This is a genomic window from Cohnella rhizosphaerae (assembly GCF_029525575.1).
In the GTDB taxonomy this organism is placed as follows: Bacteria; Bacillota; Bacilli; order Paenibacillales; family Paenibacillaceae; genus Cohnella; species Cohnella rhizosphaerae.
Window position 1 is genome coordinate 186,430 of record NZ_JAPDIA010000008.1, and the last position, 22,435, is coordinate 208,864.

Here is a 22,435-nt window from a genome sequence, read left to right on the forward strand (position 1 = left end):
CGTCATGGGACGATCGATGGGAAGGCTCATGCTAATCGCGGCGCTGATCGCGCTCGCCGTACTGTTCGGCATGGAAATGGCGGACGACGGCATCCGTACCGTATACGGGCCGGTTGGCGGCAACGGCGCCGCGATCACAGACGGCGGGAGCGCGGCGGACAGCCGTGCGGATCAGCGCAGCCGCTACTATGCGGAGGAGCCGCAAGGCATCGCATACGAAGGCCGATCGGTCGAACCCGAAGCGCCGGCATCGGGCGCAGCGCGAGGGCGGGACTCGACTGAATCGGCGCGCGGCGGGCAGGCCGGCGGAGAGACGCAGGATCCGTATGCGATCCCGAGACCGGACGGAGAGCCGCTGGTCGACAGCCTGGCGGACAAGACGGCTTCCACGCTGCAGAAGCTGTCCCAAAGCGGCGTACGGGCTGTCGTTTCGCTCTTCGACAAGCTTTCCGGTTCGTAAGGACTATATATCACCGCGATCTTCCTGAGACTTTTTGCCTTTTTGTGTGATCTGAGTTACAGAAATATACCGGTTATCGATAGTAATATCGAATCACGATAGAGAGACAATCAAGGATCGGGAGTGAGAGACTGTGCGGTTAGTTCGTGCAGACCAGCTGGCGGAAGGCGACAAGCTGGGGAGAAGCTTGTATACGGCCGATGGACGTCTCATATTGAGGCAAGGCGTCGTGCTCAACCGGCGTTTGATCGAAGGCTTGAAAAAGCGCAGCCTCCGCTATTTAATGATCGAGACGACGGAGGCATGGGGCGCCGACCCTAAAGCGCTGAAGGAAAATCTGCGGGATCAAATGAAAGACCTGCTGAATCTCGTGATGGATACCGTCCTGCGCGGCGGCGCGGTACCCGTCGAGCCGGTGCTCGAATGGTCCGAGCATATGTCGCGGATCGTCATGGAAGAGCGAGACTTGCTGTATCACTTCGAAGATCTGCTGCGCGGAGACGCCAATCTGATCGCGCACAGCGTCAACGTATGTTTCCTGTCGATGCTGACGGCCAAAGCGCTCGGCTACAACAAGCAGCGGATTCAGAACGTCGCCGTGGGCAGTCTGCTGCACGATATCGGGCTGTTCAGGCCTCACGACGGTACGATGCTGATCAACCATCCGCAGGTCGGGTACGACCTGCTTCGGCAGACCCCGGGCGTAGAGCCGCCTGCGCTCCGCATCGTGATGCAGCACCACGAACAGCTGGACGGCAGAGGCTTCCCGCACGGGACGAGGGGCGCGGAACTTTCGGAGGAAGCGCAAATTTGCGGGTTATGCAGCGATTTCGACTATTTTATGAACGATCGGCTCGCGGACAAGCTTCCTTGTGGAGGAATTGAATACGTCATGTCGAAAATAGATACTTCATACAGCTATGTCGTCGTCCGCGGCTTCCTGAAGGCATTCGTCCCGTATCCGGTCGGAACCGAGCTCCGGCTGACCGGAGGTCTTCACGCGACGGTCGTCGAACTGAACAAAGGACATCTGGCCCGGCCGATCGTCCGGCTGACCCAGTTCGGCACGAAGTTCAACCTGATGGAGCATCCAAGCTTTATGGTGGAGGCTGTCGTCTAAAGGGGGACGCTCGGCGCAGCTGCACATACGCGCAAGGGGGGCCATTATGCCGATTACCGCCACCAAGCTGAGGGCGATTCCGTTTTTCAAGGGCATCGACCCTGCTTTGTTCGACCGCGTCCTCCCGTACGTCCAGGAACAAGTGTATCGCAAAGGCGCGATTATTTTTCTTGAAGGCAGCGAAGGCGACGAGATTTACTTTATCCTCTCCGGCTCGGTCAGCATCCACACGATCAACAAATCCAAAAAAAGTCGTGCTCGCGTTTTTTCACGAAGGGGACTACTTCGGCGAAATGGCGCTTATCAAGCCCGGTCTCGTGCGCTCGGCTACGGCGGAGACCGCTTCGCAGACGCGGCTGCTCTCGCTGCGCCGCTCGCATTTCCAGCTTCTTTTTCGAGAACGACCGCAACCTGCTGCACTATCTCGTCGAAGATACGATGAACCGGCTTCGCAAGGCGAACCAGCAGATTTACGATCTGACCTTTCTCAGCGTCCGTTCGCGGATCATCAAGCGGCTGGTCGCCTGGTGCGAAGAGTACGGCGTCGCTTCGGATCCGACCGCGTCCGTACGAATACCGATCAAGCTCACGCATCAGCAGCTCGCCGACATGGTCGGCGCCGTGCGCGAGACGGTGTCCAAGGTGCTGCAGGACATGCAGGACGAGGGAATGATCGAGATCGAGCAGAAGATGATTCAGGTCAAGGATCGTGCCGGTCTGGAAAAATGGCTTGTGAACGAGATGTAAGTCGTGGTAAACTGTTGTTAACTTTGTTTATCTAAAGGGGAACACCTTGATGTCTGCGATGGTTCTGAACTGATCAATTGGATAGCCCGTTAGAGCGAACGCTTGGACGGTCGAATCGATTCGGCCCGTTTATTTCGTTGCGTTTGCCCGGCGGCTCTGATTGCCAGGGAGGAACTGTCCGACATTCCGTCCATCGCTGCGGCGAGGAGCGGGAATGCGAACCGTGCCCAACAGGCACGGTTTTTTTTTGCGCATTTTTCGCCGTGTTCGAATGTTCGCCCAATCCCTTTAAAACAAAGGAGCATCCCCTTTATCATGAGACAAACTTCCCTCGATAAATTAGAATACGCGCGCGCCGTAGAGGCCGTCGTATCCCGAACCAACACGTATTTGGGCCGCCGGCTCGCGGAACGACTGGCTCCGCTGACGGACGCCCGCGTCATCGCCGCGCGCCTCGCGGAGACCGAAGAGACGCGCGCGATGATCGACAAAGGCATGCATGTCTCGCTGCCGTCCATGGACGGCATGGAAGAGCTGCTGGGCTTGCTCGGCACCGGCTACGTCCCCGACGAGCGGCAGTTCGGCCAACTGGCCCAATTCGTCCGCAGCTGCGGCCAGCTCCGCAGGTTCATGGCTTCCAAAGCCGCCCTCGCGCCGACGGTCGCCGCCTATGCGTCGTCCATGCACGAGCTGGACGGATTGCTCGCCGAGATCGAAGGCTGCATCGACCGCGGACGGATCCTGGACGGCGCTAGCCAGGAGCTCGGACGCATCCGCCGCAAGCTGCGGCAGGCGGAGGAAAAGCTGCAAAAGCGGCTGGACGGGCTGCTGTCGAAGCATGCCGGGCATCTGCAGGACCGGATCGTGAGCACGCGAGGCGGGCGTTACGTGCTGTCGGTCAAAAAAGAGCATCGGCGAAAGGTGTCCGGTACGGTGCTCGACGAGTCCGCGAGCGGGCAGACGGTGTTCGTGGAGCCTTCGGAGACGGCGGGCCTGCAGATGGAGCTGTCCGCGCTCCGCGCCGAGGAGCAGCGCGAGGAACTGCAGGTGCTCGCGCGTCTGACGGGCGAAGCGGAGCTGGCGCTGCCGCAGCTGTCCGTGAACGCGGAGTCGGTGGCGCATTACGACTTTCTGCTGGCGAAGGCGAAGTGGGCGCTCGCGATCGGCGCGCTGCCGCCGTCGCTCGCGGACGACGGCACGTTCGAGCTGCGCGCGGCGCGGCATCCCTTTCTAAGCGCCACGCCGGTGCCGCTCGACATCGCCATGGACGCGAGCTACCGATCGCTGCTCATCACCGGGCCGAATACCGGCGGCAAGACCGTCGCTCTGAAGACTGTCGGACTGCTGACGCTGATGGCGCAGACCGGCCTGTTGATTCCGGCCGCCGCGGGCAGCCGCGTCGGCGTATTCAACGCGATCGAAGCGGATATCGGCGACGGGCAGAGCCTGGACCGCTCGCTCAGTACCTTCTCTTCGCATATCCGCAACGTCACCGACATTCTCTCCGTCGCCGTCGGTTCGACGCTTGTGCTGCTCGACGAGCTCGCGACGGGCACCGACCCCGGCGAAGGCGTCGGGCTGTCGATCGCCGTGCTCGAGGAGCTGTACCGGCGCGGCGCCGCCGTGCTCGCGACGACGCATTTCAACGAGATCAAGGAATACGCCCGGCTCGCCCCGGGCTTCCGCAACGCGCGTATGGCGTTCGACGAGGATTCGCTGCAGCCGTTGTACCGGCTGGACATGGGCGAAGCGGGCGACAGCTATGCGTTCGTCATCGCGCGCAAGTTCGGCATCGGCGAGACGATCATCGGCCGGGCGAAGGAGATCGCGCGGGGGCTGAAGGGCGGCACGGGCGCCGTCGGAAGCGGGGGGGCGCGCTGCGTGAAGGCGTGCAGGGTATTTTGCCCCCGGCGCCGATGGAAGCAGAGACCGCCGCGCGGCAAGCGGCACGAACGGCTAAGAGCTTCGGCGCAGGAGAGGCGGCGGGCGAACGCCGGGAGAAGGCAGACGATAAAGGGCAGACAGGACATAATGGTCAGGCGGCGGGACATAATGGGCATGAGGCGGGGGGAGCGTGGGGAGACGACGGCCTCTCGGCAGCCGGAACTCGGGATCGGCGACGTCGTCTGGATTCCGTCGCTCGGCCGGCGCGGCGTCGTCTACCGGCTCGCCGACGAGCGGGGCAACCTCATCGTTCAAGTCCACGGCGTCAAGCAGCTAATCAATCGCAAACGGGTGCAGCTTCAAATCGAGAGCAGGCACCTGTACCCCGACGATTACGACATGAATATCGTCTTCGACTCGGTCGACAACCGCAAGAAACGCAGCCTGATGGGCAAGCGGCACGTCGAGGGGCTGAAGATCGAGCGGAAGGAACTGGAATAAGATTATTGGCAGCCGCATGAAGCAGTGTTGCTGCGCATACATCGCCTGCATAAGTCGCCTGCATAAATCGCGCGCGAATACATTGCAATCGTTCGCAAACCGCATCTTTAAGGGATGCGGTTTTTTTATTGACCGAATGAAGGTAAGCGTGTGAATGCAAAATGAAGTGCGGGTTACCTTTAAACGAGTGTCAGGCATGAGGCATCGGACTCAAGAGGCGCTATTTCGTAAAATCGGGTCCAAGTTGCGATCGTATCGGACTGGAGGGACGTTATTAATCCGGATCAAGGCTAAAAGTGGCCGGCTGTCCCGAAATAACGGCGCCTGGGTCCGCGAGCGGGCCGAGAATGGCGTTAGGAACAAAATTAACGGCTTCTCGGTCCGTTCGCTAAGCCCGAATGCGTAACAATTAGGCAGGTGTTCGCGCGTTGACCCGTTGATTAGCTTAGATCAGGCGAAACATCGTCCATCCCCAGCAGCAGCTCCGCGATTTCCCGAATTTTCTTCGTCGGCCCCGTAAAATGAAACACTTGCGACGCATCGTTCGTCCGCCCGGGCCTGTCGATCGGCAGAGCGGGCGACTGATATTCGAGCTCGGCGAAGCCGCCCAAGTGGCCACCGTCGTTGTAGACTTGCATGCACGAGCCCAAATAATCGGGCCGGTCCGGCGGATAATCGGGGTAGAGGCCGGCGGGATTGACGCGGAACTGCCGGACGACGAGGCTACTCTCCGAGGCGCCGAGCCTGCGCAGATAGCCGTAGCGGCCCGTCGAAGCGACGGCATCGAACGACAGCTTGAAGCTGTAGCTGCCGCCGCAGGGAATGCGGACGCCGCCGGCCGTCGTCGCGATGTCGTCCGGTTCCCGCTGCGCGAACATCGTCATCGGCGCCACTGGGCCGCGCGTGGGGACTAGCGCGACGCCGCCGGCCGGCACCTGCATGATGCTCCAAAGGCTGCAGTAGCCGGAATTTGCGCGCGCATCGCTTCCTTCTTGGGCGACGGGCGTCAATTCCAGCTCCGTTTGAACGTCGTACCCGACGTAGCGGACGCTTGTCCAGTCGCGCGCGGCCAGGGAAGCGTTCAAGCGCAGCGGATTCGGCAGCGCCGCGAACCGTTTTTCCAGGTCCAACCGGATTCGGGCGGCAGAGGCGCGGTAGGGCAGCTCGCAGGTCATCCGCACAAGCGCTTCGCTGCCGGTAGACGAGACCAGCGTCCACCGACCCGGATCGAGCTGCGGCGGAATCGCGTAGCTGCCTGCGCTGTCCGTAAAGTATTCGATCTCGGGGCTGACCCAGGTGCGGTCCCCGCCCGTATTCCAGCCGCCTGCCTCAAGCGCCGCAGGATTCGTCCAGAAGGACGCGCCCGCTTGTCCGCCAGTCACGGACATATCGTGCACGCGTCCGCCGCGCACGAGGACGAGCAGCGTTCCGCCTTCTTCGCCGGTCAGCTTAACGTATGGCTCGCCCAATTGCTTCAGATGCGCTTCTCGCGTTTCGGTCATCCGTATCTCCCCTTAATCCGTCTTTTCGTCAAAGCAAAGCAGGCAGTCTTCGTCCCGGATATGACGGGTCCAAAGTGCCTCGATCCGTTCGTCGCTCTCGTCCCGCAGCGCGGACAGCAGCGCCGCATGTTCGGCAGGCACGCGGCCGAGGTCTCCGAACGCGCCGGTATTTTTAATGAAGTGCAGGCGCAGCCGGTTCACGATGCCAAGCCAGATTTGCTGGGTATGGGTCGAATCGTCGAGCGACAACACCTGCTCGTGGAAGCGAATGTCGGCTTCGATCAGCGCGAACAAGTCGTTGTCCGCCGCGGCACGCTTCATTTCTGCCACGATCTCCTCAAGCGCCGCAAAAAACGCTTCGTCCCATTTGCCCCGGGTCTGCTTCAGCACGAACAACTCCAGCTGCAGCCTTACCGGAATCAGCAGCCCCACGACCTCTTCCTTGCGTACGTCCGCGACCGCAGTCTCCCGGTAAGGGGCGCTCACGACGAGACCGAGCGCCTCCAGATCCCGAAGCGCCTCGCGAAGCGGACCGCGGCTGACGTTCATTTGCTTCGAGATATCGAGCTCCCGCAGCTTGTCGCCCGGCTTCAGGTGGCCGCGCACGATCGCGTCCCGGATATCGGCGAACACGCGCTGCCGCAGCGACAGGTTTTCCTGGCTTTTAAATTGATAGGGGTTCATGGCGAAGACTCCCAGCATGGTTTAGTTCTACGTTCGATTCGCGATGCCCCAAGTATAGTTCAGCGCAACATTAAATTCAACGATCAATTGACGATGATCGATTGTTGACAATCTACCAATTCCGCATTTAAGATGGGCTCATCACCTTTAATCGCATACGAGGAGGAAAACGGAGATGAACGTATTGGCCATTTGCGCGCATCCGGACGACGCCGAGATACTGTGCGGCGGCACGCTGGCGAAGTATGCGGCGCGCGGCGACAAAGTGACGATCGCGATCTCGACCAACGGCGAAGTCGGTTCGCCGACGTTGTCCAAGCCGGAGATCGCCGAGACGCGCCGGCAGGAAGCGAAGGCCGCGGCGGATTTGATCGGCGCGGACCTGATTTGGCTGGGTTACCCGGACGAGTTCCTTTTCGATACCGAAAAGACGCGTCTGGATTTTATCGAGGCGATGCGGGCCAGCGGGGCGGAGGTCGTGCTGACGCATTGGCCGGACGACCTGTACAACCCGGACCATACGCTGACCGGCCGGATTGCCAACGACGTCGCCATTATGACGACCGTCCCGAATATCGTGACCGCAAGTCCCGTGCTGAAGAAGATTCCGATCGTTTATTTCGTAGACAGCATGGCCGGCATCGGGTTCCAGCCCGACGAATACGTGGACATCACGGACTACATCGATACGAAAAAACGAATGCTCGCCGCGCACGAAAGCCAGGTCGGCGACTGGCTGCAGGATCAATACGGCTCCAATGCGATGGAAATGGTCGAGGTAACCTCGCGGTACCGCGGCATCCAGTGCGGCGTACGTTACGCGGAAGGTTTTATCCGCGCCAAGGCCTATCCGCGCAACATCGTGGGCACGCTGCTGCCTTGAGCCTGTCGCGCATTTCGAGCTGACGAAAGGAGAGGCGATAATGAGCCGATTCAAAGGAAAGACGGCGATCGTCACCGGCGGCGCGACCGGCATCGGATTCGCCACGGCCAAGCTGCTTGCATCGGAAGGGGCGGACGTTGTCATCGCGGGCCGGGACGAAGGTCGCGGGGCGACAGCCCTGGCTGAGCTCGCGACTATGGGCGGGAGGCCGCTTTTTGTCCGGACCGACATCGGCAGCGAAGAAGCCGTCCGGCACTTGATCGAACGCACGATGACGCATGCGGGACGCATCGACGTGCTGATCAACAACGCGGCGATGTTTTACGAGAGCGATTTTTTGCAAGAGACGACGGACCGCTGGCGAGCGGTGTTCGACACGATCGTGAACGGGACCTATTGGTGCACGCGCGAAGCCGCGCTCAAGATGAAGGAGCAGGGAGGCGGCGTCATCGTCAACGTCTCCTCGATCAACGGCGTCCGCGCCTTGAACCGGTCGAGCCATTACAATTCGGCCAAGGGCGCGCTCGATCAGATGACGCGATGCACCGCGGCGGAGCTGTCGCCGCACGGCATCCGGGTGAACGGCGTGGCGCCGGGCTTTATCGATACCGGCTTGTCGGTCGTCGGCGGGGAGAACGAATTGGAGACCGAGTGGTTCAAGCGTTATTACGTAGGGGAACGCAAGATACCGCTGGCGCGCCCCGGCCAATCCGAGGAAGTGGCGGCGGTGATCGCGTTTCTCGCTTCGGATGCGGCCTCGTATGTTCAGGGCGCAATCGTGCCCGTCGACGGGGGGATTGTCGATTACGTTTTAGAAAGGTAGGGGCGTTATGCCGATCGACGAGTGGCAACAGATCAATCCGCTCATCCGCCGCAAAGTATTTCCGCCGGGAGAGCGGCTGATGAGCATGGCGATCGAATTTAAGAAGGGCGGCATCGGACCGGAGCACGCGCATCCGCATGAGCAGCTGGGCTATGTCGTATCGGGCAAAATCCGGATGCTGCTGGACGGCGTCGAGATCGTCGTCGCGGCCGGGGAGCAGGTCGTCGTTCCGGGCGGCGTCTCTCATTCGGTCGAAGCGCTGGAAGATTCGCTGGTGCTTGAAGCGTTCACGCCGTTGCGCGAGGATCTGCTGGGAAGCTAACGATAGAAGAGGAGCTGGTCATATGAAAATTACCGAAGTCGAAGCGATTTATTTGAGCATACCCGATCTGGACGCCGCGCAGTGCGACGGCACGCAGGATACGCTCGTCATCCGCATTCATACGGACGAAGGCATCGTGGGCGTCGGCGAGGTCGACTCTTCTCCGCTGGTCGCCAAGGCCGTCGTCGAGGCGCCCGCCTCGCATTCGATCGCGACGGGTCTGCGTACCCTGCTGATCGGCGAAAATCCGATCGAGATCGAGCGCTTGTGGGACAAAATGTACCGCGGCACGATCTACTTCGGCCGCACCGGTCCCGCGCTGCACGCGATCAGCGGCGTGGATATCGCGCTGTGGGACATTTTGGGCAAGACGATGAACCGTCCGGTGTGCGAGATGATGGGCGGCGTATTCAACCGCAAGCTCAAGGCCTATGCAAGCGCCCTAATGCCCGAGACGATCGCGGAAGCCGCGGCCATGGCCGAGCAGTACGCCAAGCTGGGCTATAAGGCGATGAAGTTCGGCTGGGGGCCGATCGGACGGGACGCCAAGTTCGACGAAGCGCAGATCAAGGCGATCCGCGAAGCCGTCGGGGACGACGTCGACGTCATGATCGACGCGGGACTCGCCTGGGATCTGAAGGGCGCGCTGCGCATGGCGGAGGTGTACGAGCGATACGGCGTCTACTGGCTGGAGGAGCCCGTGCACTCGAACGACATCGCCGGCTACCGCGCGCTTGCGGACCGCAGCCGCATCTCGATCGCGGGCGGGGAGCAGGAGAGCGGACGGATGGCGTTCCAGCGGCTGCTGGACGAGGGCCATCTCGATATCATTCAGCCCGACCTTGCCCGCGTCGGCGGCCTGACCGAAGGCAAGCGCATCGCTTATCTGGCCTACGACCGGCACAAGAAGGTCGTGCCCCATGCGTTCAAGACGGGCATTCTCGTCGCGGCGAGCACGCACTTCGCTGCCGCGATTCCGAACGGCTTCATGATCGAATACACCGTATCGAACTCGCCGCTCGCCCGCGACCTCGTAAGCCGCGAGATCGCGTTCAAGGACGGCTATGTTACCGTGCCGACGGACAGACCCGGACTCGGCATCGAGATCGACGAGCAGGTGTTGAACCGCTACAGAGTCCGATAGGAGGAATAAGCGCATGACGCAGACGATGCGGGCGCTGGTCTACGAAGGACCGCGACTGATGAACATGAGGACGATTCCGGTGCCGGAGCCGGCGGCTGGAGAAGTACTGGTCAAGATCGAGCGGGTCGGCATCTGCGGCTCCGAGCTGAGCGGCTACCTTGGGCATAACTCGCTGCGCAAGCCTCCGCTTGTCATGGGGCATGAATTCGCGGGGGACGGTCGCCGGGACGGGGAAAGGCGCGTCGCGCTTTAAACCCGGCGACCGCGTGGCGGTCAATCCGCTTCAGACCTGCGGCAAGTGCCGGGATTGCCTGAGCGGCGAAGCGCAGCTGTGTCCGGACCGCAAGCTGCTCGGCGCGCACTTGCCCGGCGCGTTCGCCGAATATGCCGTCGTGTCCGAATCGAACGTATATGCCATTCCGGACGCGTTGTCCTTCGATCTGGCGGCGATGGCCGAGCCGCTGGCGTGCGCGGTCCATCTGTGCCGGCTGATCGCGCTGAAGCCCGAAGACCGGCTGCTTGTGATGGGGGCCGGACCGATCGGCTTGTTCGCGGTCGCGGCGGCCCGGCTGCTCGGCGTGCGCGAAGTCGTCGTGGCCGACCTGAACGCCGACCGGCTGCGAATCGCCGCCGAGCTGGGCGGCATTCCCGCGAACGGCGACGCCGAGATCGAGCGGCTGAAGCCTGCCGAGGGCTTCGATGCGGCGGTCGATGCCGTCGGCCTGCAGGCGACGCGGCTGCGGTGCATCGCCTCGGCGCGCAGAGGGGCGCGGATCGGTCTTACCGGACTGCACGAGGCCGACAGCACGCTGCCCGTCAATACGATCATTCGCGAGGAACTGAAGCTGTTGGGCGCTTTTGCTTACGATCCGCAGGATTTCGAGCAAGCGCTGCATTGGATCGCCGAGGGCAAGGTCGATCTGCTGCCTTGGACGATGCAGCGCCCGCTCGAGCAGGGCGGCGAATGCTTCGAGACGCTGATCGGCGGTCCGGGGTCGATCGCCAAGATTTTGCTGCAGCCTTAAATTAAAGAAAGAAGGAAGGAATGAACGTTGAAGCTGGCAAACTACTGGGACGATGACGGGAAGCTCAGACTGGGCGTAGTCGAAAACGATCGCTTGCTGGACGCGGAGCGGTTGACGGCCGAAGCGAATACGGCGCAGTCCGTTCGATCGACGGACGAGCTGATCGCTTTGGACGACGCAGCGTTTGCGGCGCTCGCCGACCGCATCGGAGAAGCGCTTCGCGACGAGACGCTCGTACGAGCTTCCGCGCTCGATCCCGAACATACGCGTTTGGCGCCTTGCGTCGCTAAGCCCGGGAAGATCGTCTGCGTCGGCTTGAACTACAAAAAGCACGCGGAGGAAACGAATTCGGCGATCCCCGCCTTCCCCATTCTTTTCAATAAATTCGCCAACGCGCTTACCGCTCACGGCGCCGCTGTCCGCGTCCCCGAGGTAACCTCCAAGATGGACTACGAAGCGGAGCTTGCGATCGTCATCGGAAAAACCGCCTTTAACGTGAGCGAGGACGACGCCCTCGACTTCGTATTCGGCTATTGCGCGGCGAACGACTTGTCGGCGCGCGATTTGCAGCTGCGCACCTCCCAATGGATGCTCGGAAAAAGCCTCGACGGATTCTGTCCGCTCGGGCCCTGGCTCGTGACCGCGGACGAGGTCGGCGACCCGAATAAGCTGGAGATCCAGAGCTACGTGAACGGCGAGCGGCGGCAGAGCTCGAACACGTGCGACATGATTTTCGACTGCAAGACGATCGTCAGCTACGTCAGCCGGCATATGACGCTGCAGCCTGGCGACGTCATTCTGACGGGAACGCCCGAAGGCGTAGTCATGGGGTATCCGGAGGAACGCCAGGTTTACTTGAAGGCCGGCGACAAGGTGGAGATTCGGATCGAGAAGCTTGGCGCGCTGAGCAACGTTTTGATCGGCGCCGGCGAATCGGATCGTTTCGCGATAACGGAATAAGCTTCGAAAATTGCGGTGCATGTCGACCTTCGCAGACGGGAGGGACATGCGCCGTTTTCGTCCCGTTCAAGATCGCCGGACGTCGCGATTGCCGCTCCAGGGCCCTGCTGATATAATAGATGGGATAGCCGGACAACGGCATGTATCGGTGGAGGTAAGGACAAAGAAGATGGCAGACATCCAACACAAGCAAAGCCATATTCGCAATTTTTGCATCATTGCGCATATCGACCACGGCAAGTCCACGCTGGCCGACCGCATTTTGGAATATACGGGCACGCTGACCGCGCGCGAGATGCAGGACCAGGTGCTCGACTCGATGGACCTCGAGCGCGAGCGCGGCATCACGATCAAGCTGCAGGCCGTCCGTCTCAAGTATAAGGCCGACGACGGCGAGATTTACACGCTGCACCTGATCGATACGCCCGGACACGTCGACTTCACGTACGAAGTGTCGCGGAGTCTCGCCGCCTGCGAAGGCGCGCTGCTGATCGTCGACGCCGCGCAGGGGATCGAAGCCCAGACGCTGGCGAACGTTTATCTGGCGCTGGACAACAATCTGGAGATTCTCCCCGTCATCAACAAGATCGACCTGCCGAGCGCGGAGCCCGAACGCGTCAAGCAGGAGGTCGAGGACGTCATCGGCCTCGACGCCAGCGAAGCGGTGCTCGCGTCAGCGAAGAACGGGATCGGGATCAAGGAGATTCTCGAGCAGGTCGTGCACAAGGTGCCCGCGCCGCAGGGCGATCCCGAAGCGCCGCTCAAGGCGCTCATTTTCGACTCCTATTACGATGCGTACAAGGGCGTCATTTGCTACATCCGCGTCATCGACGGCAAGCTGCGCGCGGGCACGCCGATCAAGTTCATGGCGACCGGCGCGACGTTCGACGTCGTCGAGGTCGGCACGTTCATGCCGCGCTCGACGATCGTGGACGAGCTCGGACCGGGCGACGTCGGCTTCGTGACGGCTTCGATCAAGAACGTCAAGGACACGCGCGTAGGCGATACGATCACGAACGCGAAGCGTCCGACCGCCGAAGCGCTCCCGGGCTACCGCGGAATCAATCCGATGGTGTTCTGCGGCTTGTACCCGATCGAGTCGTCCGACTACAACGACTTGCGCGACGCGCTCGAGAAGCTCGAGCTGAACGACGCGTCGCTGCGCTTCGAGCCGGAGACGTCGCAGGCGCTCGGCTTCGGCTTCCGCTGCGGCTTCCTCGGGATGCTGCATATGGAGATCATCCAGGAGCGGATCGAGCGCGAGTTCAACATTCCGCTCATTACGACGGCGCCCAGCGTCGTATACAAGGTCACGCTGACCAGCGGCGCGCAGATCGACATCTCGAACCCTTCGGAATATCCGGAGGCGGGCAAACTCGACTTCGTCGAAGAGCCTTACGTCAAGGCGTCGATCATCGTACCCAAGGACTACGTCGGCGCGATTATGGAGCTGTGCCAGGGCAAGCGCGGCGAATTTATCGACATGCAGTACCTCGATGCCAACCGCGTCACGCTGAAGTACGACATCCCGCTCGCCGAGATCGTCTACGACTTTTTCGACCAGCTCAAGTCCAGCACCAAGGGCTATGCCAGCTTCGATTACGAGCTGACCGGCTACCGCCAGTCGAACCTCGTCAAGATGGACATCTTGCTGAACGGCGAGCAGGTGGACGCGCTCTCCTTTATCGTGCACAGGGACCGCGCCTATCAGCGCGGACGCGTCATTTGCGAGAAGCTGAAGGATCTGATCCCGCGTCAGATGTTCGAGGTGCCGATCCAGGCGGCGGTCGGTCAGAAGATCGTCTCCCGCGAGACGATCAAGGCGATGCGCAAAAACGTCCTGGCCAAGTGCTACGGCGGCGACATCTCGCGGAAGCGCAAGCTGCTCGAGAAGCAAAAGGAAGGCAAGAAGCGCATGAAGCAGGTCGGCAACGTCGAGGTGCCGCAGGAAGCGTTCATGGCGGTGCTGAAGCTGGACGACTAGTCTCATAGGAAGAACGGAGGCGCGGCATCATGGCGATCGTGCCGATCTACGCAGGCGAACAATTGCTGATCAGCGCGGACCCGGCCAAAGGACATGTGCACATCGAGCTGTCCAGCACGGGCTACCGCGAACGGTACGTATCCCTGTACGTCGAGAGGGCGGAGGAACTCCAGGAGATGATCGACGCTCTCGTCCGCGCCAAGCGACATTTGACAGATTAAAGCTTGCGGCAAGCTCTCCGAAGGACTGGCGTCCCGGGGGAGCTTTTGCTTCCTATGCGCATCGCTCGCCTGAGCATGTTCGCCGCATTCGAAAGGAGCATGACCGATGGATTCAACCGCGACGGCCCCCGCGCTTCATGCGTGGACGCCACGGGCGCTTTATATACACATTCCGTTTTGCACGAACAAATGCTATTACTGCGACTTCAATTCCTACGTGGCCGCCGGTCAGCCGATCGACGCCTATCTGGACGCGCTGGAGCGGGAAATGGAGAACACGGTCAAGGCGCTTCCGCCGCAGACGATCGGCAAGGTGTTCGTCGGCGGCGGTACGCCCACCGTGCTGAATCCCGTCCAGATGACGCGTTTTCTCGAGTCGGTTACCCGCCATTTTCCGATCGCGGCGGGAGCCGAATTCACGATGGAAGCGAATCCGGGCACGACCGACCCGGACAAGCTCGCGGCGATGCGCGCTGGCGGCGTCAACCGGATCAGCTTCGGCGCGCAGACATTCGACAATGCGCTGCTCGCCGCGATCGGCCGCATCCACGAGGCGGACGACGTCGTGAACAGCATCGCGAACGCCAAGGCTGCGGGTTTTACGAATTTGTCGATCGACCTGATGTTCGGTCTGCCCCGCCAGACGCTGCAGCAGTTGGCCGACAGCGTGGAGCGGGCGCTCGAGCTGGATCTGCCGCATTACTCGCTGTACAGTCTGAAGGTGGAAGAGAACACCCTGTTCCACCGTCTGTACGAACGCGGCGAGCTGCCGCTGCCGGAGGAAGACGTCGAGGTCGAAATGTTCGCGCATTTACGCCGTCGGCTGACCGAAGCGGGCTACGGCCATTACGAGATCAGCAACTTCGCGCGAACCGGCTTCGAGAGCCGCCACAACTCGGCGTATTGGCACAACGAGCCTTATTACGGGCTCGGCGCGGGGGGCGCACGGCTATGCGCTCGGCGAGCGGCATCTCAATATAAAAGGCGTGCAGCCTTATATCGACGCCGCGCTGGCGGGCCTGCCGCGGCTTGAGCGCAACGCCGTGTCCGCGCGGGAAGCGATGGAGGATTTTATGATGGTCGGACTGCGGCTGCGGGCCGGCGTGCGGGAAGCCGACTTCGCGCTTCAATTCGGCGGGGCGCGCTTGGAGGCGATATTCGGACCGACGCTGGACAAACTGCTGGCGCAGGGGCTGCTCGAACGAACGCCGGAGAACGATGGCTACCGGCTCAGCGAAGCCGGCGTGCCGCTGGGCAACGAGGTGTTCGGCGCATTTATCGCTTGAGAGAGCGGGACGGCGGGGCAGCCGAGGCGGAGTTAGCCGGGAAAAACCTTGCAACTTGGGGCGGTATGGCGAGCGGAGTCGCGGGTCGATCAGTTTTAGAGGGGGGAGGGGATCGGTTTGGAATGCAGGCCAGGCTGCGGCGCGTGCTGCATCGTCGTCTCCATCTCTTCGCCGATCCCCGGGATGCCGGACGGCAAGCCGGCGGGCGTGCGCTGCGTGCAGCTCACCAAAGACAATCGTTGTTCGATATTCGGTCTTCCCGAACGGCCCGCCGTCTGCGGACAGCTTCAAGCTTCCGCAGAGATGTGCGGTGCACGTGATGAGGATGCGTTTGCGTATTTGGCAGAGCTGGAGCGATTGACGGCGCCGAGCTAGGATATGAATACAAGAAGAGCCCTTGCGCTGCGCGCAAGGGCTCTTGCATTTTCAACAGCTCAGCGCCCGCGCAGCTCCGCATCCTTCGGCAGCAGCAGCGTGAATATGCCGAGCAGCGGCAGATAGGCACAAATATGCATGACCGTCGCTATGCTGGTGTGGTCGGCGATCTCGCCCAGCAAGGCGGAGCCGAGTCCGCCAAGACCGAAGGCGAGGCCGAAAAACAGGCCGGACACGAGGCCGATCTTGCCAGGCAGCAGCTCCTGCGCATAGACGACGATGATCGAGAAGGCGGAGGACAGCACGAACCCGGCGCAAACGCACAATACCGCGGACCAAAGCGGGTCGGCATAGGGCAGCGCGATCGAGAAGGGCGCGGTGCCCAGGATGGAGAGCCAGATGATGTTGCGTCTGCCGAACCGGTCGGCGAGCGGACCGCCGATGAAGGTGCCGGCCGCGGAGGCGACGAGAAACGCGAAGAGATACCACTGCGCCGCTTGTTTGCCGACGCCGAAGTCGTCGATCAAATAAAGCGAGTAGAAGCTTGTGAAGCTGGACAGGTAGACGTGCTTGGAAAATACGAGCAGGATCAAAATGCCGACGGACATGCGTACCTTGCCTGCGGTAAGCTTGATCGTGGCGCGGTCCGTCTGCGCCGTCTTTTTCGGCTTGGGCGCCGCGCCGACCGAGGCGTACCAGCGCGCGACCAGCGTCTGCAGCGCGATGCCGGCCACGGCTGCGACGATGAACAACAGAACCCCCCTTTTGCCCGAGCGGAATGAAGATGGTGGCCGTCATGACGGGACCGAGCGCGCTGCCGATATTGCCGCCGACCTGGAAGATAGACTGCGCCAGGCCGCGATTGTTGCCCGCCGCGAGGTAGGCGACGCGCGAAGACTCGGGATGGAAAGCGGCGGAGCCGATGCCGATGGCCGTGACGGACAACAAGATCGTCGCGAAGTTCGGCGCGAGCGCCAGCATGACGACGCCGAGCAGCGTGAAGCAGACGCCGAGCGGCAAGATGAAAGGACGCGGCTTCTTATCCGCGAACCAGCCGATGAGCGGCTGCAACAACGACGCGGTAATGTTCATCATAAAAGCGATAAGGCCGATTTGTCCGTAACTGAGATGCTGCGACTCCCGGAGCACGGGGAACAGCGCGGTAACGGTCGATTGCATCGAATCGTTGAGCAGATGGACCGTGCTGATCATATAAAGGATCGGAAACACGGTAGCGCTGACGGGCAGCGTGCGCGCGACTGCGGTTTTCATGAGCGAGCTTCTCTCCTTTTGAGCTTCAATCGAGTCCGTATTGTTCGCGATAGCGTTCGAGCAGCTTCTCGTAATCGCCGCCGTAGGCGCGTTCGAGCTCGGGGCCGAAGTCCCGTTCGATGTCCATCATCATGACGTCGTGCTGGAACGCCTGCTTGAGCACATGCGCGACGGCGGGGTGGTTCGTCTCGAGCGCGGTCGACTTGCCTGCGGCGCCGAAGCTGCCGATAAAGCCTTCTTTCCAGTCGCATAGCACGTAATAGTCGCGCGCGTCCCGCGGCAGCCACATCTCCATCCGCTTGTGCGTGCGCACGCGCTTCAGCTTCGAGCGGACCTGGCCCAGCGTGATCGCCACGACGACGACGCCCCTCGCCTCGGCTTCGAGCAGCAGCGGCTCGAACTCGGCGAAGTCTTCGCTCCAGATGTCGACGACGATCGAACGTTCCGCGCTCGCGATCATTCGTCTCAGCGACAAGCGGATGCCGGCTTCGCCGGACCAATTATAGAAGGAAGCCGCCGCGGGTTTCGGTTTGAGCGCTTTGACGAGCACGTCCGCGATCTCGTCGAATTCGGAGCGGAGCATGCGGATGACCTGGCCGACCGGCACGGCCGCGTACATGACCGGATCGCCGTCCGCGGCTCTGCATACGCCTTTGTCCACCAGCGACCGCAGCGCCGCATAGACGTTGGTTCGCGATACCGAGACGCGTTTGGCGACTTCATAGCCGGAAAGGGCCGCTTCCTCGTGAAGCGTCACATAACAGCGCGCTTCCAGCTCGGACAGTCCGAGCCGTTTTAGCTTTTCGATCATGGAACCTCCGCCTTCTTATGTAGTGGTATTTTAAAATACGACTTAATGATCGTTATTATGAATGGGTAATAATCAGAGTGTCAATCATTATTTGCAAATCCGTCATGCGACGACCAGCCCCTGAGAAAAATGATGTTGAGAATTCATTCGTTATCATGTATATTTATTCACATCATCTTATTAACGGGCGCCGTCGGCGCGGAAGGAAAGCAGGGAGACCATGAACACGACGATCTTGAGCCGCAAGGCGAAGCCGGAAGACGTAGAAGCGCTGTTCGAATTGATTCAGGGATATGCGGAAAAGGGAATCATGCTGCCCCGATCGAGAGAAGCCCTGCTGCGCCATATCGATTCCTTCGTCGTCGTCGAGGACGCCGGCAAGCTGATCGGCTGCGGTTCGTTGTTTCGTCTGGGCTCCGATCTGGTCGAGATCCGCTCGCTCGGGATGAGCGAAGGCTACAAAGGCATGGGCATCGGCTCGCGCATCGTCGACGCGCTGATCGACGAAGCCCGCCGCATGAATATACCGAAGGTCATGGCGCTTACTTACGAAGTGAAGTTTTTTTTTGAAAAACGGCTTCAGCGTCGTCGACAAAGAGATTTTTCCCGAAAAAGTGTGGACGGACTGCGTTCACTGCACCAAGCGCAACAACTGCGACGAGATCGCGGTCGTGCGGATTATCGAATAGACGCGATAAAAATAGCGTTCATTTTAAACGATGCCAAACCGCTGCGGCCGTCTTGACACGGCAGGCGCGGTTTGGTATTTTTGTAATAGTGATTAGCACTCATGATCGTTGAGTGCTAACGACGGCGAGGAGGGGGGAACGATTCATGCTCAGCGAGCGTCAACGTATGATATTAAGCGCCATTGTAGACGACTACATCCGCTCCGCGGAGCCCGTCGGATCGCGCAGCATCTCCAAGCGCAGCGACGTGTCGTTCAGCCCCGCCACCATCCGCAACGATATGGCCGATCTCGAAGAGCTCGGATTGCTCGAGCAGCCGCATACGTCGGCCGGCCGCATCCCTTCCATTAAGGGATATCGTTATTACGTGGACCATCTGATCCGGCTCGGCGGGGTGAAGGAGCAGGACGTGAAGCGTCTGCGGGGCCTTGTCGCGGAGAAGATGAACCACTGGGAGGGCGCCGTCAGTCATGCCGCGTCGATCGTGTCGCAGCTGACCAATTATACGTCGATCGTACTCGGACCGGACTCGTTCCATACGAGTCTCAAGCATTTCCAGCTGCTGCCGCTGACCGAGACGACGGCGGTCGCGATCGTCGTCGCCAACACGGGGCATGTCGAGCACCGGACCATCACGCTGCCCGAGGGCGTGAGCATGGACGATATGCGCAGAATTGCGGGCCTGCTTAACGACAAGCTGACCGGCGTTCCCTTTTACAAGGTGAAGACGGTGCTTTATACCGAAGTGGCCAACGAGCTTCGCAGTTATATCGACCATTGCGAGCATATTCTGTCCCTGCTTGAGGACACGCTGAAGGAAGAGACCGAGCCCAAAGTGTTCTTGAGCGGCGCGACCAACATTTTGACGCAGCCGGAGTTCAAGGACGTCGACAAGGTCAAAGGCATCCTGGACGTGCTCGAGGAGACGCCGCGCCTGATGCAGTTGTTTCAGTCGTTGTCCGAAGGGATACAGGTACGCATAGGGACGGAAAACGGCGTAGAAGCGATCAACCAATGCAGTCTCGTGACGGCGACGATCTCCGCGGACGGTCATTTGCTCGGCACGATCGGCATATTGGGGCCGACGCGCATGGAGTACGGCAAGGTCATTGGCCTGCTGGATTATTTGTCCGGAGATTTGACCCGTCTTTACACCCGATTGTACAAATAACGCGCGAACGCGCAAAATGATTCCGATGAGGAAGGAGCCGAGCCATGGAACAGGATTTGAAGCAAGAGCCTAACCTTGACGTGTCCGAACAAGCCGCGCCGGAGACGGAAGAGACGCCCGGAGCGCAAGCGGAGCAAGCCGAACAAGCTTCGGCCGCGCCGGAGGACGACCGTTTCGACGAGTTGAAGCGCCAAGCCGAAGAGGCTTATCAGCGCCAGCTTCGCGTGCAGGCCGACTTCGACAACTATCGGCGCCGCACGCTCAAGGAGACGGCGGACCTTCAGAAGTACGCTTCGGTCAAGCTCGTGACGAACCTGCTTCCCGTGCTGGACAACTTCGGCCGCGCGCTGCAGACGTCGTCCGAGGGCGCCGAGAGCGACTCGTTCGTCAAGGGCATCGACATGATCAACCGCCAGCTTTGGCAGGTGCTTGAGGCCGAAGGGCTGAAGGCGATGGAGCCGGTCGGCCAGCCGTTCGATCCCGAGCTTCACCAGGCGATCATGCAGGTGGAATCGGACGAATACGAAGAAGGCATCGTCGTCGAGGTCGTCCAACCGGGCTACTGGCTGAGCGACAAGGTCATCCGTCCCGCGATGGTCAAGGTCAGCGGGTAATTTTTACTTAACCGAATTTCAAATTCACGCATTTTACGACTGGAGGACTTGAATCATGAGCAAAGTCATCGGCATCGACCTGGGTACCACCAACTCTTGCGTAGCGGTCATGGAGGGCGGCGAAGCCGTCGTCATCCCGAATCCGGAAGGCAACCGCACCACCCCTTCCGTCGTCGGCTTCAAGAAGGACGGAGAGCGCATCGTCGGCGATACGGCGAAGCGTCAGGCGATCACCAATCCCGACCGCACCGTCATCTCGATCAAGCGTCACATGGGCTCTAACCACAAGGAGTCGATCGACGGCAAGGATTACTCGCCGCAGGAGATCTCCGCGATCATTTTGCAAAAGCTGAAGGCCGACGCGGAAGCGTATCTGGGCCAAACGGTATCGCAAGCCGTCATCACCGTTCCTGCCTACTTTAACGACAGCCAGCGTCAAGCGACGAAGGACGCCGGCGCCATCGCGGGCCTCGAAGTGCTGCGCATCGTCAACGAACCGACCGCGGCGGCGCTCGCTTACGGCCTCGAAAAAGCCGAAGATCAAACGATCCTCGTCTTCGACCTCGGCGGCGGTACGTTCGACGTCTCGATCCTCGAGCTCGGCTCCGGCTTCTTCGAAGTCAAGGCGACGAGCGGCGACAACCACCTGGGCGGCGACGACTTCGACCAAGCGATCATGGAATGGCTGTCGGCCGAATTCAAGAAGGAGCAGGGCATCGATCTGCTTAAGGACAAATCGGCCGTTCAACGTCTGAAGGACGCGGCCGAGAAGGCGAAAAAGGAGCTGTCCGGCGTCCTGCAAACGACGATCTCCTTGCCGTTCATCACCGTCGTCGACGGCGTGCCGCAGCACTTGGAGATGAATCTGACGCGCGCCAAGTTCGACGAGATCACGTCCTCGCTGGTCGAGCGCACGATGGGACCGACGCGCCAGGCGATGTCCGATGCGGGGCTGTCCGCTTCGCAGATCGACAAGATCGTGCTGGTCGGCGGTTCTACGCGGATCCCGGCCGTTCAGGAAGCGATCAAGCGCCTGACCGGCAAAGAGCCGCACAAGGGCGTTAACCCGGACGAAGTCGTCGCGCTCGGCGCCGCGGTCCAAGCGGGCGTCCTGACGGGCGACGTCAAGGACGTCGTACTGCTCGACGTCACCCCGCTGTCGCTCGGCATCGAGACCGCGGGCGGCGTCCTGACGAAGATGATCGACCGCAACACGACGATCCCGACGAGCAAGTCCCAAGTGTTCTCCACCTTCGCGGACAACCAGACGCAGGTCGAGATCCACGTGCTTCAAGGCGAACGCGCCATGGCGAAGGACAACAAGACGCTCGGCCGCTTCAACCTGACCGACATTCCGCTGGCACCGCGCGGCGTGCCGCAGATCGAAGTCACGTTCGACATCGACGCCAACGGCATCGTGAACGTCTCCGCGCTCGACAAGGGCACGGGCAAGAGCCAGAAGATCACGATCACGTCTTCGGGCGGTCTCTCCAAGGAAGAGATCGAGCGCATGCAGAAGGAAGCCGAGCTGCACGCCGAAGAAGACAGCAAGCGCCGCGAGCTGATCGAAGCGAAGAACGGCGCGGACCAACTGATCTATGCGGCCGACAAGGCCGTCAAGGATCTCGGCGACAAGGTCGACGCCTCCGAGACCGCGAACGTCGAAGCGGCGAAGGAAAAGGTCAAGAAGGCGCTCGAGAGCGACAATCTCGACGAGATCAAAGCCGCTTCCGACGAGCTGTCCGGCATCGTGCAGCAGCTGTCCGTCAAGGTTTACGAGCAAGCGGCGCAAGAAGCCCAAGCCGCGCAAGGCGAAGCCGGCGGCGCCGACGCAGGTTCCTCTTCCGCGAAGAAGGACAACGTGGTCGATGCCGATTACGAAGTCGTGGACGAAGACAAGAAATAAAGCATAGATAGCCGGCTGCCGGCGGCAGCGAGTAGTCAAAGCCGGTTCCGC

General features: G+C 61.1%; 21 protein-coding genes and 5 pseudogenes. 21 read left to right on the forward strand and 5 right to left on the reverse strand.

From position 1 onward, the window contains the following. Positions 1-4 precede the first annotated feature (4 nt). The 6 genes and pseudogenes from OMP40_RS24105 (at position 5) to OMP40_RS24130 (ending at position 4,712) form a co-directional block, all read left to right on the forward strand. Positions 5-460 (forward strand): hypothetical protein, encoded by a 456-nt coding sequence (locus tag OMP40_RS24105; protein WP_277535217.1) that lies wholly within the window; start codon positions 5-7, stop codon positions 458-460. A 133-nt stretch (positions 461-593) separates the two neighbouring features. Beyond that, positions 594-1,580, forward strand: a complete 987-nt coding sequence (locus OMP40_RS24110) for an HD-GYP domain-containing protein (protein WP_277535220.1) — start codon at positions 594-596, stop codon at positions 1,578-1,580. 46 nt (positions 1,581-1,626) lie between these two features. Beyond that, positions 1,627-1,767: pseudogene (locus OMP40_RS24115) on the forward strand (Crp/Fnr family transcriptional regulator); the annotation flags it as partial. A 67-nt stretch (positions 1,768-1,834) separates the two neighbouring features. Continuing rightward, positions 1,835-1,918 (forward strand): annotated as a pseudogene (locus OMP40_RS24120) (Crp/Fnr family transcriptional regulator); the annotation flags it as partial. 100 nt (positions 1,919-2,018) lie between these two features. Beyond that, entirely contained in the window at positions 2,019-2,327 is a 309-nt protein-coding gene (locus OMP40_RS24125; protein ID WP_277535222.1) for a Crp/Fnr family transcriptional regulator, read from the forward strand. Positions 2,328-2,642: 315 nt separating this feature from the next. After that, entirely contained in the window at positions 2,643-4,712 is a 2,070-nt protein-coding gene (locus OMP40_RS24130; RefSeq protein WP_277535225.1) for an endonuclease MutS2, read from the forward strand. A 440-nt stretch (positions 4,713-5,152) separates the two neighbouring features. Here OMP40_RS24130 and OMP40_RS24135 read toward each other — a convergent pair whose 3' ends face one another. Continuing rightward, a complete protein-coding gene (locus OMP40_RS24135; protein ID WP_277535227.1) occupies positions 5,153-6,214 on the reverse strand; it encodes a DUF6786 family protein in 1,062 nt (353 codons plus the stop codon). Between the two features lie 12 nt (positions 6,215-6,226). Further along, positions 6,227-6,898 (reverse strand): GntR family transcriptional regulator, encoded by a 672-nt coding sequence (locus OMP40_RS24140; RefSeq protein WP_277535228.1) that lies wholly within the window; start codon positions 6,896-6,898, stop codon positions 6,227-6,229. Positions 6,899-7,073: 175 nt separating this feature from the next. Here OMP40_RS24140 and OMP40_RS24145 point away from each other — a divergent pair, with 175 nt between their 5' ends. The 11 genes and pseudogenes from OMP40_RS24145 (at position 7,074) to OMP40_RS24195 (ending at position 15,921) form a co-directional block, all read left to right on the forward strand. After that, positions 7,074-7,781, forward strand: a complete 708-nt coding sequence (locus OMP40_RS24145; protein WP_277535230.1) for a PIG-L deacetylase family protein — start codon at positions 7,074-7,076, stop codon at positions 7,779-7,781. A 40-nt stretch (positions 7,782-7,821) separates the two neighbouring features. Further along, positions 7,822-8,604, forward strand: a complete 783-nt coding sequence (locus OMP40_RS24150) for an SDR family NAD(P)-dependent oxidoreductase (RefSeq protein WP_277535232.1) — start codon at positions 7,822-7,824, stop codon at positions 8,602-8,604. A 7-nt stretch (positions 8,605-8,611) separates the two neighbouring features. Further along, a complete protein-coding gene (locus tag OMP40_RS24155; RefSeq protein ID WP_277535235.1) occupies positions 8,612-8,926 on the forward strand; it encodes a cupin domain-containing protein in 315 nt (104 codons plus the stop codon). A gap of 22 nt (positions 8,927-8,948) precedes the next feature. Next, entirely contained in the window at positions 8,949-10,070 is a 1,122-nt protein-coding gene (locus tag OMP40_RS24160) for a mandelate racemase/muconate lactonizing enzyme family protein (RefSeq protein ID WP_277535237.1), read from the forward strand. Between the two features lie 13 nt (positions 10,071-10,083). Beyond that, positions 10,084-10,323: an alcohol dehydrogenase catalytic domain-containing protein gene (locus OMP40_RS24165; protein ID WP_277535239.1), complete on the forward strand. Its 240-nt coding sequence runs from the start codon at positions 10,084-10,086 to the stop codon at positions 10,321-10,323. Continuing rightward, positions 10,271-11,095 (forward strand): zinc-dependent alcohol dehydrogenase, encoded by an 825-nt coding sequence (locus OMP40_RS24170; protein ID WP_277535242.1) that lies wholly within the window; start codon positions 10,271-10,273, stop codon positions 11,093-11,095. Before OMP40_RS24165 ends, OMP40_RS24170 begins: the two co-directional genes overlap by 53 nt. 27 nt (positions 11,096-11,122) lie before the next feature. Continuing rightward, on the forward strand, positions 11,123-12,055 hold the full coding sequence (locus OMP40_RS24175; protein ID WP_277535243.1) for a fumarylacetoacetate hydrolase family protein: 933 nt from the start codon (positions 11,123-11,125) through the stop codon (positions 12,053-12,055). A 169-nt stretch (positions 12,056-12,224) separates the two neighbouring features. After that, a complete protein-coding gene (gene lepA / locus OMP40_RS24180) occupies positions 12,225-14,039 on the forward strand; it encodes a translation elongation factor 4 (RefSeq protein ID WP_277535244.1) in 1,815 nt (604 codons plus the stop codon). Positions 14,040-14,068: 29 nt separating this feature from the next. Next, on the forward strand, positions 14,069-14,260 hold the full coding sequence (locus OMP40_RS24185; protein WP_277535245.1) for a hypothetical protein: 192 nt from the start codon (positions 14,069-14,071) through the stop codon (positions 14,258-14,260). A 106-nt stretch (positions 14,261-14,366) separates the two neighbouring features. Beyond that, positions 14,367-15,546: pseudogene (gene hemW, locus OMP40_RS24190) on the forward strand (radical SAM family heme chaperone HemW). A gap of 117 nt (positions 15,547-15,663) precedes the next feature. Next, complete coding sequence (locus tag OMP40_RS24195) at positions 15,664-15,921, forward strand: YkgJ family cysteine cluster protein (RefSeq protein ID WP_277535246.1); 258 nt, start codon at positions 15,664-15,666, stop codon at positions 15,919-15,921. A 59-nt stretch (positions 15,922-15,980) separates the two neighbouring features. On the opposite strand, the gene OMP40_RS40345 is transcribed toward OMP40_RS24195, so the two are convergent. The 3 genes and pseudogenes from OMP40_RS40345 to OMP40_RS24205 form a co-directional block, all read right to left on the reverse strand. Continuing rightward, complete coding sequence (locus OMP40_RS40345; protein ID WP_338131229.1) at positions 15,981-16,673, reverse strand: MFS transporter; 693 nt, start codon at positions 16,671-16,673, stop codon at positions 15,981-15,983. 91 nt (positions 16,674-16,764) lie between these two features. Beyond that, positions 16,765-17,193, reverse strand: a pseudogene (locus OMP40_RS40350) (MFS transporter); the annotation flags it as partial. Between the two features lie 25 nt (positions 17,194-17,218). After that, positions 17,219-18,004 carry a TrmB family transcriptional regulator gene (locus tag OMP40_RS24205; protein WP_277535248.1) on the reverse strand — a complete coding sequence of 262 codons (786 nt, stop codon included), beginning with the start codon at positions 18,002-18,004 and terminating at the stop codon, positions 17,219-17,221. 220 nt (positions 18,005-18,224) lie between these two features. Between OMP40_RS24205 and OMP40_RS24210 the strand changes: the two are divergent. From OMP40_RS24210 to dnaK, 4 genes and pseudogenes are all read left to right on the forward strand, one after another. After that, positions 18,225-18,693 (forward strand): annotated as a pseudogene (locus tag OMP40_RS24210) (N-acetyltransferase). A gap of 145 nt (positions 18,694-18,838) precedes the next feature. Then, positions 18,839-19,864 carry a heat-inducible transcriptional repressor HrcA gene (hrcA, locus tag OMP40_RS24215; protein WP_277535250.1) on the forward strand — a complete coding sequence of 342 codons (1,026 nt, stop codon included), beginning with the start codon at positions 18,839-18,841 and terminating at the stop codon, positions 19,862-19,864. 44 nt (positions 19,865-19,908) lie between these two features. Further along, on the forward strand, positions 19,909-20,478 hold the full coding sequence (grpE, locus tag OMP40_RS24220; protein ID WP_277535252.1) for a nucleotide exchange factor GrpE: 570 nt from the start codon (positions 19,909-19,911) through the stop codon (positions 20,476-20,478). A 55-nt stretch (positions 20,479-20,533) separates the two neighbouring features. Further along, positions 20,534-22,384, forward strand: a complete 1,851-nt coding sequence (gene dnaK, locus OMP40_RS24225; protein ID WP_277535254.1) for a molecular chaperone DnaK — start codon at positions 20,534-20,536, stop codon at positions 22,382-22,384. Positions 22,385-22,435: the final 51 nt, after the last annotated feature.

Coding starts and splice junctions, on each gene's coding strand:
- grpE (WP_277535252.1), top strand. CDS start 19,909: ATGGAACAGGATTTGAAGCAAGAGCCTAACCTTGACGTGTCCGAACAA.
- lepA (WP_277535244.1), top strand. CDS start 12,225: ATGGCAGACATCCAACACAAGCAAAGCCATATTCGCAATTTTTGCATC.
- OMP40_RS24105 (WP_277535217.1), top strand. CDS start 5: ATGGGACGATCGATGGGAAGGCTCATGCTAATCGCGGCGCTGATCGCG.
- OMP40_RS24160 (WP_277535237.1), top strand. CDS start 8,949: ATGAAAATTACCGAAGTCGAAGCGATTTATTTGAGCATACCCGATCTG.
- OMP40_RS24145 (WP_277535230.1), top strand. CDS start 7,074: ATGAACGTATTGGCCATTTGCGCGCATCCGGACGACGCCGAGATACTG.
- OMP40_RS24155 (WP_277535235.1), top strand. CDS start 8,612: ATGCCGATCGACGAGTGGCAACAGATCAATCCGCTCATCCGCCGCAAA.
- OMP40_RS24185 (WP_277535245.1), top strand. CDS start 14,069: ATGGCGATCGTGCCGATCTACGCAGGCGAACAATTGCTGATCAGCGCG.
- hrcA (WP_277535250.1), top strand. CDS start 18,839: ATGCTCAGCGAGCGTCAACGTATGATATTAAGCGCCATTGTAGACGAC.
- OMP40_RS24205 (WP_277535248.1), bottom strand. CDS start 18,004: ATGATCGAAAAGCTAAAACGGCTCGGACTGTCCGAGCTGGAAGCGCGC.
- OMP40_RS24130 (WP_277535225.1), top strand. CDS start 2,643: ATGAGACAAACTTCCCTCGATAAATTAGAATACGCGCGCGCCGTAGAG.
- OMP40_RS24150 (WP_277535232.1), top strand. CDS start 7,822: ATGAGCCGATTCAAAGGAAAGACGGCGATCGTCACCGGCGGCGCGACC.
- OMP40_RS24135 (WP_277535227.1), bottom strand. CDS start 6,214: ATGACCGAAACGCGAGAAGCGCATCTGAAGCAATTGGGCGAGCCATAC.
- OMP40_RS24140 (WP_277535228.1), bottom strand. CDS start 6,898: ATGAACCCCTATCAATTTAAAAGCCAGGAAAACCTGTCGCTGCGGCAG.
- OMP40_RS24125 (WP_277535222.1), top strand. CDS start 2,019: ATGAACCGGCTTCGCAAGGCGAACCAGCAGATTTACGATCTGACCTTT.
- OMP40_RS24170 (WP_277535242.1), top strand. CDS start 10,271: ATGAATTCGCGGGGGACGGTCGCCGGGACGGGGAAAGGCGCGTCGCGC.
- dnaK (WP_277535254.1), top strand. CDS start 20,534: ATGAGCAAAGTCATCGGCATCGACCTGGGTACCACCAACTCTTGCGTA.
- OMP40_RS24165 (WP_277535239.1), top strand. CDS start 10,084: ATGACGCAGACGATGCGGGCGCTGGTCTACGAAGGACCGCGACTGATG.